Annotated in this window: 15 protein-coding genes and 1 tRNA gene; 13 read left to right on the top strand and 3 right to left on the bottom strand. The window is 52.0% G+C overall.

From position 1 onward, the window contains the following. Nucleotides 1-42: 42 nt before the first annotated feature. Nucleotides 43-615, bottom strand: a complete 573-nt coding sequence (locus I4V53_RS01285; RefSeq protein WP_195983602.1) for an SOS response-associated peptidase family protein — start codon at nt 613-615, stop codon at nt 43-45. Nucleotides 616-887: 272 nt separating this feature from the next. Continuing rightward, nucleotides 888-974 (bottom strand) — tRNA-Leu (locus tag I4V53_RS01280). 478 nt (nt 975-1,452) lie between these two features. Here I4V53_RS01280 and I4V53_RS01275 point away from each other — a divergent pair. The 12 genes from I4V53_RS01275 to plsY all read left to right on the top strand — a co-directional run bounded on the left by I4V53_RS01275 (nt 1,453) and on the right by plsY (nt 13,810). Next, nucleotides 1,453-2,949, top strand: a complete 1,497-nt coding sequence (locus I4V53_RS01275; RefSeq protein WP_286166973.1) for a M23 family metallopeptidase — start codon at nt 1,453-1,455, stop codon at nt 2,947-2,949. 451 nt (nt 2,950-3,400) lie between these two features. After that, the gene (gene murA, locus I4V53_RS01270; RefSeq protein WP_195983600.1) at nt 3,401-4,684 is read left to right on the top strand and encodes a UDP-N-acetylglucosamine 1-carboxyvinyltransferase; all 1,284 of its coding nucleotides are present in this window, start codon (nt 3,401-3,403) and stop codon (nt 4,682-4,684) included. Between the two features lie 98 nt (nt 4,685-4,782). After that, the gene (locus tag I4V53_RS01265) at nt 4,783-5,577 is read left to right on the top strand and encodes an MBL fold metallo-hydrolase (protein ID WP_195983599.1); all 795 of its coding nucleotides are present in this window, start codon (nt 4,783-4,785) and stop codon (nt 5,575-5,577) included. Nucleotides 5,578-5,585: 8 nt separating this feature from the next. Next, nucleotides 5,586-6,065 (top strand): 23S rRNA (pseudouridine(1915)-N(3))-methyltransferase RlmH, encoded by a 480-nt coding sequence (locus I4V53_RS01260; RefSeq protein ID WP_195983598.1) that lies wholly within the window; start codon nt 5,586-5,588, stop codon nt 6,063-6,065. A 220-nt stretch (nt 6,066-6,285) separates the two neighbouring features. Then, a complete protein-coding gene (locus I4V53_RS01255; RefSeq protein ID WP_195983597.1) occupies nt 6,286-7,434 on the top strand; it encodes a D-alanyl-D-alanine carboxypeptidase family protein in 1,149 nt (382 codons plus the stop codon). Nucleotides 7,435-7,641: 207 nt separating this feature from the next. Continuing rightward, complete coding sequence (locus I4V53_RS01250; RefSeq protein WP_195983596.1) at nt 7,642-8,982, top strand: glucose-6-phosphate isomerase; 1,341 nt, start codon at nt 7,642-7,644, stop codon at nt 8,980-8,982. 54 nt (nt 8,983-9,036) lie between these two features. Continuing rightward, a complete protein-coding gene (locus I4V53_RS01245; RefSeq protein ID WP_195983595.1) occupies nt 9,037-9,453 on the top strand; it encodes a hypothetical protein in 417 nt (138 codons plus the stop codon). 156 nt (nt 9,454-9,609) lie between these two features. Then, on the top strand, nt 9,610-10,104 hold the full coding sequence (locus I4V53_RS01240) for a YceD family protein (protein WP_195983594.1): 495 nt from the start codon (nt 9,610-9,612) through the stop codon (nt 10,102-10,104). A gap of 25 nt (nt 10,105-10,129) precedes the next feature. After that, nucleotides 10,130-10,312, top strand: a complete 183-nt coding sequence (gene rpmF / locus I4V53_RS01235; protein ID WP_050697872.1) for a 50S ribosomal protein L32 — start codon at nt 10,130-10,132, stop codon at nt 10,310-10,312. Between the two features lie 72 nt (nt 10,313-10,384). Further along, the gene (locus tag I4V53_RS01230) at nt 10,385-11,701 is read left to right on the top strand and encodes a DUF512 domain-containing protein (RefSeq protein WP_195983593.1); all 1,317 of its coding nucleotides are present in this window, start codon (nt 10,385-10,387) and stop codon (nt 11,699-11,701) included. Beyond that, nucleotides 11,694-13,016, top strand: coding sequence for a ribosome biogenesis GTPase Der (der, locus tag I4V53_RS01225; protein WP_195983592.1), 1,323 nt, complete (start codon nt 11,694-11,696; stop codon nt 13,014-13,016). The genes I4V53_RS01230 and der overlap by 8 nt, the downstream gene beginning before the upstream one ends. A gap of 86 nt (nt 13,017-13,102) precedes the next feature. Next, nucleotides 13,103-13,810, top strand: a complete 708-nt coding sequence (plsY, locus tag I4V53_RS01220; RefSeq protein ID WP_195983591.1) for a glycerol-3-phosphate 1-O-acyltransferase PlsY — start codon at nt 13,103-13,105, stop codon at nt 13,808-13,810. Nucleotides 13,811-13,940: 130 nt separating this feature from the next. Here the strand turns inward: plsY and rpmB are convergent, their stop codons facing one another. Next, entirely contained in the window at nt 13,941-14,129 is a 189-nt protein-coding gene (rpmB, locus tag I4V53_RS01215; protein ID WP_050697876.1) for a 50S ribosomal protein L28, read from the bottom strand. 203 nt (nt 14,130-14,332) lie between these two features. Between rpmB and I4V53_RS01210 the strand changes: the two genes are divergently transcribed. Continuing rightward, entirely contained in the window at nt 14,333-15,025 is a 693-nt protein-coding gene (locus I4V53_RS01210; protein ID WP_195983590.1) for a site-2 protease family protein, read from the top strand. Nucleotides 15,026-15,030: the final 5 nt, after the last annotated feature.

The following is a 15,030-nucleotide window of genomic DNA, read 5'->3' as shown; positions in this document are numbered from 1 at the left end:
AAAACAGGAATCAAACGACGCGTTTTCGTTTGATTCCTGTTTTTATGTTTCGTCTGTTTTTTCCAATGCGGACGGCTCACTGCGCAGCATGGAAAACGCGGAAACGGTATCGGAGAGCCATTCATCCGCCCGTTCGGCGGGGATCACGACGGGAAGGCGTTCTTCCCGCTTTCCGGTATGGTCTCCTGTTGGTGCGGTAAGGACTACACAATGCCGTTCCTGATCGTAATCGTTGTACATACCGGCAATATAAACGGGGGTATGGTCGGGATTGGTATAGCGCTGTCTGGAGGATTCAGGCCCCCATTTGCGAAAGCCGGTGCAGGGAATCAGGCAGCGCCGCGTGTAAAGGCTATTGTGAAATATCCACTTTTTTTCGGCTGTTTCCACAGGCGCGTTGGCCACGACACTGCCACTCGCGAAGTGAGGGAATCCCCATTTAGCCATATCCGGCTGGATCCCGTTTTCGCCGTCCACCAGAATCGGAGCGGCAGCAGTGGGAAAGATCTCCCCCGTCTTAATACAGTCCCTGCCGTGTTTCCGCTCAATCTGTTCCAGAATTTCCCGAATGTTTTGGTTTCGATCGTCCTCCAATAGTGTATACCGTCCGCACATAGTCATCCTCCTCAAGGTCATGGGGTTCTATCATAAAATACCCAATTTTGCAGAGGATATGTTCAGATGGTTTTATTGCCAAAAAGAAGCGGCAAAGGCAGGTGTTTCCAGTAATGTTTTTACTGCCTATCATTTATCGAAACGTATAAACGTAAAGAAAAGCATACCGACAGCCAAACTAGGCAAGGCAAAACGCAGGAAATTATAATATTTTTTCGTTTCGTATTTGTTTGGAGAAAAGAAAAAATCCGAACCAATCGGTTCGGATTTTGTGGTGCAGGTAAGAGGACTTGAACCTCCATGAAATTGCTTTCACATGGACCTGAACCATGCGCGTCTGCCAATTCCGCCATACCTGCATATTTGGTTTTGCTCTTGCATTTGGGCTCTCGCCCGACTGCTTGGCTAGTATAGCATATACAAAAACAGATTGTCAAGCGGTATTCTAAAAAAAATTGAAAAATTTTGTAATTCTCTGCGAATTTCTGAAAAGGGTTGCAAGTTTGTAACTTTTGTTGTATTATAAGGTATCAACATTACAAAGTTGTAACCAATTTATGAACAAGGAAAGGGAATAGAGTGATGCAGCTCCTAAAAAAGGAAAAACAGGCGTCGTCTGTTGAACCTTCCGCGCAGGCAGAAATAAAAAGCCGATGGATCAACAGCAAGCGAGTGCGCTGCTTTTTCGCGTACTTCTGCCGCTTTTTATACATTGTGGGGATACAAACGGTTCGTATTATCAAGCGAGTCCACAAAAGGCTCCACCGCTTTTTTCTGCCGCTTATTACGATTTTAAAGCGGATTTACGCACGGACGATCGGCAGACAGGTCCATCGTTTGAAAAATGAATTCCGTTCCATTAAAGAAGGTTTTTTGATCGCCGGACGCCGTTTAAAACAGGCGAAGCGTCAGGGGATGGGACAGGCCATGGTAGAGTCCCTGAAGATTACAGGCAAAAGCTTTGTGCGGCATAAAGGGTTCCTGTGCGGTCTGCTGAACGTGCTGGCGCCGTTGGGGGCGCTGGCGCTGCTGGTTTTTACCGTACAGTATTGGAACAATCTGAATTACGGCCTGGTATTAACCTACGACGGACAGGAAATCGCGACCATTCAAAGCGAATCCGTGTTTGAGCAGGCGACAGAGATGGTCAATCAGCGGATGATCCATGACGCTAAAGGAGAAGAGGCCACAGTGGAGATCACGCCGGCTTTCAAGCTCTCCGTTGTGGATGAAAGCCGTTATGCCGCCGCAAGCGCCGTCTGCGATATGATTATCAAGCAGTCCGACGGCATCATTGAAGAAGCCAGCGGCCTGTATGTGGACGGCGAGCTGATCGGCGCGGTGAAGAGCAGTGCAGACCTGCGCTACATCTTACAGAATATTCTAAACGATGCGCGCGGCGGAGATACCGCGGCGGACGCTTCTTTTGCACAAAACGTGGAGACGGTCAGCGGCCTGTTCCCGACCAACAGTGTGATGACCAGTGACCAGATGCGGGAACTGCTGACGGGCACCGAGAAGGATGCGGTCATCTATACTGTCAAAGCAGGGGATACCGCAACCTCGATCGCGCAGGCGCACAACCTCACGATCGCACAGCTGAACAGCGTCAACGATGGGCAGATTGGCGACGTGATGCATGAAGGCGACCTGATTAACATTGAGGTCGCGGTTCCCAGGCTCAGCGTGGAGCTGACCAAGACGGAGACCTATGAAGTGGCGCTTCCCTACAAGACGATTACCCAAAAGGACGATTCGCAGTATACCGATTATTCCAAGGTGTTGACGGAAGGCGTCAATGGGCAGCAGCAGTGCGTAGATAAAGTGACGTATCGAAACGGCAGCGAGGTGCGCAGGGAGAATATCAGCAAGCAGACGTTGCAGGACCCGGTGGATAAAGTGGTGGTAACCGGAACGAAAAAGCGGCCCAAATCCGCTGAACCTGGCTATAGTACAGGAACCATGATGTGGCCGGTCCCATCCTTGCACACGATTACCACGTATTACGAGTACCGTTGGGGCAGTTTCCACAGCGGCATCGACATTTCCGGCAGCGGCGCGTACGGCAAAACCATCGTGGCAGCCGACGGCGGAACCGTCACGGCGGCCGGGAGTTCGGGCAGTTACGGCCTGCGGGTGCAGATCAATCATGGAAACGGTCTGCAGACGCTGTACGGGCATTGCAGTAAGCTTCTGGTGAAGCCGGGGCAAAAGGTTGCCAAAGGGCAGGCCATCGCGCTGGTTGGAAGCACGGGCAATTCTACCGGACCGCACTGTCATTTTGAAGTGTACCGAAATGGAAGCCGCCAAAATCCGCTTAATTATGTGAGATAAACGAAAAAAGAGCGCTCTGCACGTTTGAATTTGCAGGGCGCTCTTTTTCCATGGCTGGCGCAATATGCCGCAAAGAAAAGGCAAATTATGTAAAGTTCATCCCTGTGCACAGATTTACATACAAGGGGTCTTTTGCAATTCAATTATTTTTATTTACATTCACAAAGTTTTCCAGATTGTCTGGCTTTGCTTGACTTTTAGCGGCAGGTGTATTATTATCGTTAGGAGTAAACGATGCTCATATTAGGCAAATGTTTCGTGATTTTTGAAGAATATAACTGAATCATTTTGTAAATATTAACAGTCTGCGACATCACTAATTTTGCGGTTTCTGCAAAAGATAGTGATACTTTCATTTTTAAAACGGAAAGAAGCGCAGGCTTTTTATTTGGGTCCAATTCCCTGACATCTGGGTAGGATTATGTGAATTTTGAGATTGGAGCGTGCCGCATTGGACAAATTTGTGATTAATGGTGGCAACCGGCTTACCGGCGAGGTAACGATCAGCGGTGCAAAGAATGCCGCAATTGCAATTATTCCCGCAGCGATTTTATCGGACGGCGTATGCCGTATTGAAAATATACCGAATATTACCGATGTGACTTCCATTACACGTATTTTGTATGACATGGGTGCGCAGGTGCGCACCATTGATAAATCGACCATTGAGATTGATCCGCGCAAAATTCATACCTGCGTCGCTTCTTATGAGCTGGCAAAGCATATCCGTGGCTCCTATTATTTGCTTGGCGCGCTTTTGGGCCGCTTTTCCCATGCCGTGGTCACGATGCCGGGCGGCTGCGACTTCGGCGTGCGGCCGATTGATCAGCATCTGAAGGGCTTTGGCGCGCTCGGCGCAAATTACAAGTTGGACGGCGGTATGGTCGATGTCAGCGCAGAGCAGCTCAAAGGCAGCCATATCTATCTGGACGTCGTTTCCGTAGGCGCGACGGTCAACATTGTTCTGGCGGCAGTTCGCGCGCAGGGGCTGACAGTGATTGAAAATGCGGCAAAGGAGCCGCATATCGTGGATCTTGCAAACTTCCTGAACTCCATGGGCGCCGACATTCGCGGCGCCGGTACGGACGTTATCAAAATTTATGGGGTAGACCATCTGAACGGCACGACTTATTCGATTATTCCCGACCAGATTGAAGCAGGCACCTATATGGTCGCCGCCGCCGCAACGGGCGGAGATGTGCTGGTTAAAAACGTCATTCCAAAGCATCTGGAGTCCATTACCGCAAAGCTGGAGGAGATGGGCGTGGAGGTAGAGGAATATGACGACTCCATCCGGGTGCGCAGAGACGCGCGCCTGAATAAATGCAATATCAAAACAATGCCGCACCCCGGATTCCCGACGGATATGCAGCCCCAGATTGCGGTGCTGCTCGCCATTGCAAACGGGACCAGCATCATCAACGAAAGCGTTTGGGACAACCGGTTCCGTTATGTGGAGGAGCTGAAGCGGATGGGCGCGCAGATTTCTGTGGACGGCCGTCTGGCGGTCATCGAAGGGGTGGAGCATCTGTCCGCCGCGCCGGTCAAGGCGACGGATCTGCGTGCGGGTGCTGCGATGCTGATTGCCGCTCTCTGTGCGGAGGGAACTTCTCAGGTGGAGGATATTCAGCACATTGAACGCGGTTACGAAAATGTGGAAGAAAAGCTCAGCAGTCTGGGTGCGGATATTCAGCGCATCCACGTATCGGAACCGGTGATTGCACGGGCGATTTAAGAAAACCAGTGGGCAATAGAGAATGGGTATACATCCATTCTCTTGTTTTTTAGGCAGTCCCTTTCGGACTGCCCGCATAGGAGAAAGGGACGGGTCTTTTGGCAAGATTTACGCCGCTTTTCAGCGGCAGCAGCGGCAACGCATATTACATAGGTTCATCCGCAGAGGGTGTTTTAATCGATGCGGGACGTTCCGCCAAACAGCTTGTAAATATGCTGCGGACGTGCGGGACAGAGCCGGAGGCGGTCAAGGCAATTTTTGTTACGCATGAACATTCGGACCATGTGAAGGGCCTCCGCGTGCTGGCAAACCGGTATCATATCCCAGTATATGCTTCCCGTGGAACTTTGCAGGCGCTGTTGCAGATGGGCTGCCTGGAGGGGGACTTCCCGGTCCAGGAGATCACGCTGGACGGAGTAGAGTGCGCCGGGATGTATATTCAGTCATTCCGCACCCCGCACGACTGTGCGGAAAGCGTGGGATACCGCGTGTTTACCGCGGACGGGCGCAGCGCGGCGGTATCGACGGACCTGGGGTACATGACGGATACAGTGCGCGGCGCGCTCTGCGGGGCGGACCTGATCGCGATAGAGTCAAACCACGATGTCCGTATGCTGCAAAACGGCCCGTATCCGTATCCGCTGAAAAAGCGTATTTTGTCGCAGATAGGGCATCTCAGCAACGTCGCATGTGCAGACGAGCTGTGCCGCATGGTCGAGATGGGGACCACGCGTTTTGTATTGGCGCATTTAAGCGCGGAAAACAACACGCCGGAGCTGGCCTATCAGACGTCGGTGTGCTCCCTGTCCCTGGCGGGTATGAAGGAAAAAATAGATTACAAGCTCTGTGTAGCGCCGCGTGAAAATTGCACGGGGCAGTCCGTTTTGTTTTAGGAGCGATCATGTTTACAGTCAACCTGATTTGTGTGGGAAAGTTAAAGGAATCCTATTGGCGGGAAGCTTGTGCGGAGTATGCGAAGCGGCTTTCCGCTTTTTGCCGTTTTACAATTTTAGAACTGCCGGAGAGCCGCTTGCCGGACAATCCCTCCGCATCGCAGATCGAAGCGGCGCTGCGGGCCGAAGGGGAAAAAATCCTTGCTGCTGCAAACGGAGCGCCATTGTTCGCCCTTTGCATTGAGGGGAAGCCGGCGTCCTCCGAACAGCTGGCGGAAAAGATCGGCGCGCTCGCGGTCAGCGGTGCAAGCACGCTCTGCTATGCCATCGGAAGCTCTTTTGGGCTGAGTGATGCGGTCAAGCGGGCGGCGGCGCTGCGCCTCTCGATATCGCCGATGACTTTTCCGCACCAGCTGGCGCGCGTGATGCTCTGTGAGCAGACCTATCGGGCGTTTCAGATTTTAAACCATGGAAAATATCATAAATAGGACTTTTTTGAAAAGCAGCTTGCCTCATAGAAAATGAGATAAGCTGCTTTTCATTTTGCTGCCACTGACACAGCATATTAAGACAAGAATGTTTTGTGTATTTGCCATAATGAGGGACGATCCGGCATAAGAATTAGTGGAATGCCAGAGCAGGGCCAAAACGCCTGCCGCGTTCGGGCGGTTGGCCCTGGGCTGGAACCAGAACTAGGAGGTGTCGGATATGAAGTTCAAAAGGATCACAGCGGGGCTGCTGGCCGCTTTGCTGGTGGGGCTGACTGTGCCTACGCGAACGGCGGCTGCGCTGTCGGAAGAGGAAGTCAAAGCACCCGCCGCGATTTTGATGGAAGCGCAGACGGGAAAGGTTCTATATGAAAAGAATTCGCACGAAAAGCGGCCGTGCGCGTCAATTACGAAGGTCATGACGCTGCTGCTGGTGATGGAGGCGCTGGACTCCGGGAAAATCTCCCTGACGGATACGGTTTCCGCCAGCGCACATGCCTCTTCCATGGGCGGATCGGACATCTGGCTCAAAGAAGGCGAGACCATGACGGTGGACGATATGCTGAAGGCCACGGTGGTGGCCAGCGCCAACGACGCAGCCGTTGCACTGGCGGAGTTTGTGGCCGGCAGCGAGGATGAATTTTTGCGGCAGATGAACGAGAAGGCACAGCAGCTCGGTATGGCGGACACCACGTTCCTGAACTGCAACGGGCTCGACGAAGACGGCCACCTGACCTCCGCGAACGATGTTGCCCTCATGTCGCGTGAGCTGATGAAGCATAAGAAAATTTTTGATTATACGATGATCTGGATCGATTATGTGCGCGGCGGACAGACACAACTGGTTAATACCAATAAGCTGATTAAAACCTACAAGGGGATTACCGGCCTGAAAACAGGCACAACCGGAAAGGCGGGAAGCTGCATCAGCGCCACCGCGGAACGGGACGGTGTGCAGCTGATTGCCGTTGTTTTGGGTGCGGCGAATACAAAAGATCGCTTTGCGTCCGCGGCAACCCTCCTGGATTACGGTTTTGCAAACTGGGCGGTTGCCGCGCCAGAGGTGCCGCAGGATGCCCTTGCGCCGGTTCCGGTACTGAACGGTATGGTGGACGAGGTGGAAGCCACCGTCACAGCGGACGGCGTCCTGCTGGTTCCAAAGGGCAGGGAAAAGGAAATCCAGTATCAGGTCTCCATGGGAGAAAATCTGACCGCACCGGTGGAGGAAGGGCAGGTGCTGGGAAAAATCACCTGCACTTTGGGGGATGAGACGCTGAAGGAGTACAACATTCTTGCCAAAACCTCTGTTCCGGAGATCACTTTCTCAGCGGTGTTCCAGCTTCTGTTCCGTAATTTTGTATCGATGTAGAGAGAACGTCCAATCAGGTCCGCGCGTCCGTTTTGACAGGCGCGCGGTTCTTTTTCGACTACTCTCAAAAAGAAATACACAATTTGCACAAGAGCGCAACCTTCCAAATAATTTTAATTATAAAAGTTGTGACTTCCCTTGCAAATAGGGGCAATCTATTGTAAAATAACAACAGACCCATATTTGCAACATTTAGGAGGATTTCATATGTCAATTAGGATTGATACACAACATCTATCCGGGTTTATCAATGAGAATGAATATAAGGCGCTTGCGCCGCAGGTGAAGCTGGCTCACGAAATGCTTCATTCCGGCACGGGCCTCGGCAATGATTTTATCGGCTGGGTGGACCTGCCCACCAACTATGATAAAGAAGAGTTTGCCCGCATTAAGGCGGCGGCGGAGAAGATCAAGTCCGATACGCAGGTGTTTATTGTCATTGGCATCGGCGGTTCTTACCTTGGCGCGTGCGCGGCGATTGAATTCCTGAAGTCCCCGAATTATAATGCGATGAAAAAGGACACGCCTGAAATTTACTTTACAGGCAACAGCATCAGTTCTTCCGCTCTGAGCGAACTGCTCGCGCTGTGCGAAGGCAAAGATGTGTCCATCAATATGATTTCCAAGTCCGGTACGACGACGGAGCCTGCCATTGCGTTCCGCGTCTTCCGTGAGTATCTGGAAAAAAGATATGGCAGAGAAGAAGCCAAAAAGCGTATCTATTGTACAACCGATAAGGCGCGCGGCACCCTCAAGCAGCTGGCAACCAAGGAAGGCTATGAGAGCTTTGTGGTTCCGGACGATGTCGGCGGCCGTTATTCCGTCCTCACGGCGGTCGGCCTTCTGCCCATCGCGGTCTGCGGCGCGGACATTGATGCGTTGATGGCCGGCGCGGCAAAAGCCCAGCAGGAATATAACAACCCGGATGTGTATACCAATCCGTGCTACGAATATGCGGCGCTTCGCAATATGATGTACCGCAAGGGTAAGGAAATTGAAATCCTGGTCAGCTACGAGCCCTGCTACACGATGATGTGCGAGTGGTGGAAGCAGCTTTACGGCGAGAGCGAAGGCAAGAATAATAAAGGTCTCTTCCCGGCGTCCGTCGTGTTCTCTACCGACCTGCATTCCATGGGACAGTACATTCAGGAGGGCCGCCGTTCCCTGTTTGAAACGGTTGTCCTGTTCGATAAAGCCAAACAGGAAATTTACATCGGCAACGATCCGGAAAACGTGGACGGCCTCAATTTCCTGGAAGGCAAGAGCATGGCGTACATAAATGAAAAAGCCTTTGAGGGAACTGTGCTGGCGCATACCGACGGCGGCGTGCCCAACGTAGTGCTGCACGCGCCGGACTTCTCCGAGGAGTCCTTGGGCTATCTCATTTATTTCTTTGAAAAAGCATGTGCAATTTCCGGTTATCTGCTCGGCGTGAACCCGTTTGACCAGCCTGGCGTGGAAAGCTACAAGAAGAACATGTTCGCTCTTCTCGGCAAGCCCGGCTATGAGGCGGAAAAAGAAGCGCTGGAAGCGAGACTGAAAAAATAAAGGCGAGCGTTCTATCCGCTGAGGCGGAAATAAAATCATACAGGGGGAGTTTCAATGGTTACTCTGATCGTAGGAAAAAAAGGTTCCGGAAAAACAAAAAAACTGATCGAACACGCAAATGAAGCGGTTAAAACATCCAACGGTAACGTCGTCGTTATCGAAAAAGGCCTTAAATTGACGTATGACATCTCTCATCAGGCGCGTCTGGTGGACAGTGACAGCTACAGCATCCAGGGAATGGACGCTCTGGCGGGTTTCATCAGCGGCATCTGCGCCGGCAACTACGATGTGACCGATATTTTTGTAGATTCCACATTGAAGATTATCGGCCAGGATATGGAGAACCTGAAGACGTTTGTCGGCAGAATGAGCAAGCTTTCTGAGAGCGCGGACACCAATATTACCCTGCTGGTTTCTGCGGAGAAGAGCGATCTGCCGGATGGTGTCGGCGAACTCGCCACACAGATTTAAGTTCTTACAAAACCTTGATGCTGCCGGGTTGCGGACGCGCCCCGGCAGCATCTTTGTGCGAATATTTTGCCGTAATTCGCAAATTTTCCCTACAAATTGTATTGACAAAGCGTATATTAACCTATATAATAAGCTAATGTAGCGTCGAGGTGTGAAATGCTTCTTGATTTAAAGAATGTGTTTTTGGAAGAGGGCGCAATGCGGCCCTTCCGGCATGCTTTGGATTTACAGTCCATTGACGTAAATGGCGTTTATCCGTTTGTCTCGCCGGTCGAGGTGAAAGGTACTGTGGAGAATCATGCGGGTGTTGTGCAGCTCGCCGCAACCGCGGAGTTTGATTTTTCCATTCCCTGTGACCGTTGCATCACACAGATCGATAAGCACGAACAGTATTCCTTTTCGTATGTTTTGGTTCTGTCTTTGGAAAATGAAGACAGTGACGAGTACATTCAGGTGCCCGATTACCGCTTGGATTTGGACGAGCTGATTCGCTCCGACATTCTGTTGGAATTGCCGACCAAATACCTGTGCAGGGAAGCCTGCAAGGGGTTATGTCCCAAATGCGGTAAAAACCTGAACGACGGCGCATGTGATTGCCAAACGCATCAGATTGACCCTCGCCTGGAGGTTCTTAAAAAACTGATAGATTAGATAGTTTTGTAAGGAGGTGCTGACGATGGCGGTACCAAAGAGAAAAGTATCCAGTGCAAGACAGAATAAGAGACGTTCCAACGTATGGAAGCTTCACGCTCCTGCTCTGATGAAATGCCCGAAGTGCGGGGAGTATAAGACCCCTCATAGAGTGTGCGGCAGCTGCGGTTACTACAACGGCAGAGAAGTAATCAAGAAGGAAGCCTAATTTTGATTTCCGAAGGATAGAGAAGGAGCAATCCTTCTCTATTTTTTTGCTCTGTTCAAACGGAGGGTGAGTATGTCTGTAACAATTCGATCGGTGGATGACGGCAGCGCAGCGCAGCGCGCAAACATTCTGCCGGGGGAAACGCTGGTCTCCATCAATGGGAATGAAATATGCGACGTCCTGGACTACCGCTTTTATGAGACGGACCGGCAGCTCGCCATTGTCCTGCAGGATGCGCAGGGGAAAGAACGCACGGTGCAGATCCGCAAGGGACAGTACGAATCCATCGGACTGGAATTTGAAACGTACCTGATGGATAAGCAGCATTCCTGTACGAACAAATGCATCTTTTGTTTTATTGACCAGCTTCCCAAAGGGATGCGCGACAGTCTGTATTTTAAGGACGACGATTCCCGGCTTTCCTTTTTGTTCGGCAACTATGTGACGCTGACGAACTTGAAAGAGCGCGAGGTGGAGCGCATTATTAAAATGCACATCAGCCCAATCAATATTTCGGTTCACACGACAAACCCGAAGCTGCGCGTCAAAATGATGGGCAACCGCTTTGCAGGGGAACGGCTGCGGATTTTATATCACTTCGCGGAGGCGGGTATCAAGCTGAACTGCCAGATTGTCTCCTGCAGAGGCGTCAACGACGGCCCGGAATTGGACCGTACGCTTCAGGACCTGGGCGCCCTTTGGCCATCTGTGCAGAGTATTGCGGTGGTGCCAATCGGGTTGACCAAGCACCGGGAGGGGCTGTACCCGCTGATCGGATACGACGCGCAGAGCGCCTGTGATACGGTGCGGCAGATCGAGGCGTATGGGGAGCGATTCCTGAAACAATATGGGCAGCGCATCTGCTATGCGGCGGACGAGTTTTATTTAAAAGCGGAGCTGCCGATTCCGCCCGCGGCGTTTTACGGCGATTTTGACCAATTGGAAAACGGCGTGGGTCTTCTCGCCAGCCTGAAGCAGGAATTCTGCGATGCGCTGGAGGATTTTGTACCGCCGCAGGGACAGCGCCATGTTACGCTTGCAACCGGTGAGGCTGCCGCTCCTTTTCTGGATACGCTGCTTGACGAACTGCGAAGAAAATGTAATAATTTAACATGCAGCGTGGTACCTATTGTTAACCACTTTTTTGGAGATACTATCACCGTTGCGGGTCTGGTGACCGGCGGCGATCTTTTAAAACAGCTCAAGGGCAAACCGCTTGGCGATGCGCTGCTTTTGCCGGACGTGATGCTCCGGCGCGAGGGCGATATCTTTTTGGACGATCTGTCTCTGGAGGAGCTGTCAGAGGCTTTACAAGTGAAAATTGTGACCGTGCCAAACGACGGCTATGTGCTGTTGGACGCGGTAACAGGGAGTGATACAAATGGCTAAACCTGTAGTAGCGATTGTCGGCCGCCCGAACGTCGGTAAGTCGACACTGTTTAATAAGCTGATTGGTCAGCGCCTTTCCATCGTGGACGATACCCCCGGCGTGACCCGGGACCGAATTTACGGCGAGTGTGAGTGGGAAGGGCGGAAGTTCTCCGTTGTCGATACCGGCGGTATCGAACCGAGCGCCAACGATGTAATTTTGTCGCAGATGCGCACGCAGGCGCAGTTGGCGATCGATGCGGCGGACGTCATTGTATTGGTGACAGATCTCCGTTCCGGCGTTGTGGCGACGGATGCGGACATCGCCGCCATGCTGCAGAAAAGCGGACGGCCTGTGATTCTGTGCGTCAACAAGTGCGATACGGTCGGAAATCCGCCCGCGGAGTTCTACGAGTTTTACAATCTGGGCCTGGGCGATCCGGTGCAGGTTTCCTCGGTGCACGGCCACGGAACGGGCGACCTGCTTGACCGCGTGGTAGAATTCCTGCCGCCGGAAACGGACGAGGAGGAGGACGGCGAGCTCATCAAGGTGGCGATCATTGGCAAGCCGAATGTTGGTAAAAGCTCTTTGATCAACCGCATTTCCGGTGAGAACCGCTGCATCGTGTCCGATATCGCGGGCACGACGCGCGACGCAATCGATACTGCGATTGAGAATGAGTACGGGCGGTTTATCCTGATTGACACCGCGGGCTTGAGACGCCGCAGCAAGGTGGACGACAGCATTGAGAAATACAGTATTATCCGTGCGCAGATGGCAATTGAACGTGCGGATGTCTGCGTCATCATGATTGACGCGACGGTTGGCTTCACCGATCAGGATTCCAAGGTCGCGGGCCTCGCCCACGAGGCGGGTAAGGGCTGCATCATCGCGGTCAACAAGTGGGATGCGATTGAAAAAGACGGCAATACCATGTCGGCCTACCGCAGGCAGCTGGAAAATGATTTTTCGTTTATGTCCTATGCGCCGTTTATCTTTATTTCCGCGCAGACGGGGCAGAGGGTTGACCGCCTGTTTGAGCTGATTAAGCATGTGGCAAATTCCAACGCGATGCGCATTGCGACCGGCATGCTCAACGATGTGCTGGCGCAGGCGACGGCGCGCGTTCAGCCGCCTACCGATAAGGGTAAGCGCCTCAAAATCTACTACATGACGCAGGCTTCCGTGAAGCCGCCCACCTTTGTATGCTTTGTCAATTCGGCGGAGCTGTTCCATTTTTCCTATCAGCGGTATCTGGAAAACCGGATTCGGGAAACCTTTGGCCTGGAAGGAACGCCCGTGCGCTTTATTATCCGGGAGCGCGAAGGGAAGTAACGGTGATCGGTTGGCTGCCGCGCGGCGGGATGAAATCCGGCGGTGCGGCGTCAGTTGACAAATAGAATATTTGAGGAGGTATCACAATGGAGATTTTGCTGGGGGCTGTTTTACCCGCTGTGCTCACAATCGTCATTGCATATCTGCTGGGCAGCATCAGCTTTTCTATCATTTTCACAAAGCTGTTCAGCCATGAGGACATCCGGAAGATGGGCAGCGGCAACGCGGGCACTACCAATGTGCTGCGTTCCGTCGGCGCGAAGGCGGCGGTATGCACGTTCATTTTTGACTTTGCCAAAGGGGTGCTGGCGGTCTTTATCGGCAAGCTGATTTTTCAGTATTTTGCGGCAGCCTATCCGCTGGCCGGTGTCCCGGCGTGGGAATTTGTCCAATACGGCGCGTATCTTGCAGGCGCGCTCTGCGTTTTGGGGCACGATTTCCCGGCGTTCTTCGGGTTCAAGGGAGGAAAAGGCGTTTTGACCAGCTGGTCCATTATCCTGCTGATCGACTGGCGTACCTTCCTGTTTGTCATAATCGTTTTTATTTTAATGGTATTGTTCACCAGAATGGTTTCAGCAGGTTCAATCAGCGCGGGAATCGCCTTTCCAGTCAGTACGTTTCTGTTCAACTATCTGGTTGACTGCGTATGGAAGGGAAGCGTATCCGCCACCTACTGTATCCTCAGCGTCATTGCGGCTGCGCTGCTGGGCGGTTTGCTGGTGTGGCAGCACCGTGGCAACATCGAACGCCTCCGCAACGGCACGGAGAAGAAGCTCAGCGTGAAAAAGCACTGAATTACATAAAAAGCAGCCAGAAGACGGCACGGTCTGTGCTCCGAATCCTCTGGCTGCTTTTTTATGTATGAAAATCAGGCAAGCAAAAAGGAGCCTCCAAAGGCTCCTTCACACTTTATGGTTTTTTGCATTAGACGGCACGGGTAACCTTGCCGGAACGCAAGCAACGGGTGCAGGCGTAAATACGCTTGGGACTGCCGTTTACAACCGCTTTGACGCGCCGGATGTTGGGCTTCCAGGTTCTGTTCGCACGTCTGTGAGAGTGAGAAACCTTTATACCGAAAGCAATATCCTTGCCACAAACATCACATTTTGCCATGTGTCTGCACCTCCTTTAAAAGGGCTTAATCGTATTGCAACAGTAGTATTCTATCAGATTCATTTTGCAATTGCAAGCTTTTTCGCAAGAATATTTGTGAAACCGGCAAACATTTCCACAATTGCTGTGTGCTGCGGCGGGAATGCCTTGTTTTTTCCAGCCAAATCGATTATAATGATACGATAAAAAAGGAGAGTGTTTTTATGCTGTTTAGTGTCATCCGCTCGCTGTTCAGCGGCGGTTCCGTTGACTTTATGAGCATCCTGATGCAGATTGTGGCGGTCTTGTTCATCATCTTCTGTATCTTGCCTCTGCACGAGTTTGCCCATGGGTGGGTGGCTTATAAATTGGGGGACAGTACGGCCAAATACAGCGGGAGGCTGACGATGAATCCTCTGGCCAGCGTGGACCCGATGGGGTCTCTGTTTTTGCTCTTATTCGGCTTTGGCTGGGCAAAGCCTGTGCCGGTCAATCCCAACAATTTTAAAAATCCGAAGCGGGGGATGGCAATCACTGCAATTGCAGGCCCGGTTTCCAACCTGCTGGCCTCCCTGGTCGGCGCGCTGCTCTATGTGGGGCTGATGGTCGCGACAAATTTTTCCCTGCCGACATTTTTGCTGGTGTTTTTCCAGTATTATATCATCATCAATGTGGGTCTGGCGGTTTTTAATCTGATTCCCGTCCCGCCGCTCGACGGTTCCCGGATTGTCGGCGCGTTCCTGACCGACCGGGCGCTGGCAGCCTATTACCGTTATCAGAACATCATTGTCATGGTGATGTTTGTGGTGCTGTTTACCGGTATCCTGGACGGCCCGATCGGTTTTTTGCAAAACGCGTGCTTTAACGGCGTGATGTGGCTGGCGCAGCTGCCGTTCCAGTTGCTTGGCCTGTTATAAGTTGC

The organism is Clostridium sp. D33t1_170424_F3, assembly GCF_015667585.1.
Lineage (GTDB): Bacteria > Bacillota > Clostridia > Oscillospirales > Acutalibacteraceae > Anaeromassilibacillus.
This window is presented reverse-complemented; position numbering and strand designations above follow the sequence as displayed.

Coding starts and splice junctions, on each gene's coding strand:
- I4V53_RS01260 (WP_195983598.1), top strand. CDS start 5,586: ATGTTTACAGTCAACCTGATTTGTGTGGGAAAGTTAAAGGAATCCTAT.
- plsY (WP_195983591.1), top strand. CDS start 13,103: ATGGAGATTTTGCTGGGGGCTGTTTTACCCGCTGTGCTCACAATCGTC.
- der (WP_195983592.1), top strand. CDS start 11,694: ATGGCTAAACCTGTAGTAGCGATTGTCGGCCGCCCGAACGTCGGTAAG.
- I4V53_RS01245 (WP_195983595.1), top strand. CDS start 9,037: ATGGTTACTCTGATCGTAGGAAAAAAAGGTTCCGGAAAAACAAAAAAA.
- I4V53_RS01285 (WP_195983602.1), bottom strand. CDS start 615: ATGTGCGGACGGTATACACTATTGGAGGACGATCGAAACCAAAACATT.
- I4V53_RS01210 (WP_195983590.1), top strand. CDS start 14,333: ATGCTGTTTAGTGTCATCCGCTCGCTGTTCAGCGGCGGTTCCGTTGAC.
- I4V53_RS01230 (WP_195983593.1), top strand. CDS start 10,385: ATGTCTGTAACAATTCGATCGGTGGATGACGGCAGCGCAGCGCAGCGC.
- I4V53_RS01255 (WP_195983597.1), top strand. CDS start 6,286: ATGAAGTTCAAAAGGATCACAGCGGGGCTGCTGGCCGCTTTGCTGGTG.
- I4V53_RS01250 (WP_195983596.1), top strand. CDS start 7,642: ATGTCAATTAGGATTGATACACAACATCTATCCGGGTTTATCAATGAG.
- I4V53_RS01240 (WP_195983594.1), top strand. CDS start 9,610: ATGCTTCTTGATTTAAAGAATGTGTTTTTGGAAGAGGGCGCAATGCGG.
- rpmB (WP_050697876.1), bottom strand. CDS start 14,129: ATGGCAAAATGTGATGTTTGTGGCAAGGATATTGCTTTCGGTATAAAG.
- rpmF (WP_050697872.1), top strand. CDS start 10,130: ATGGCGGTACCAAAGAGAAAAGTATCCAGTGCAAGACAGAATAAGAGA.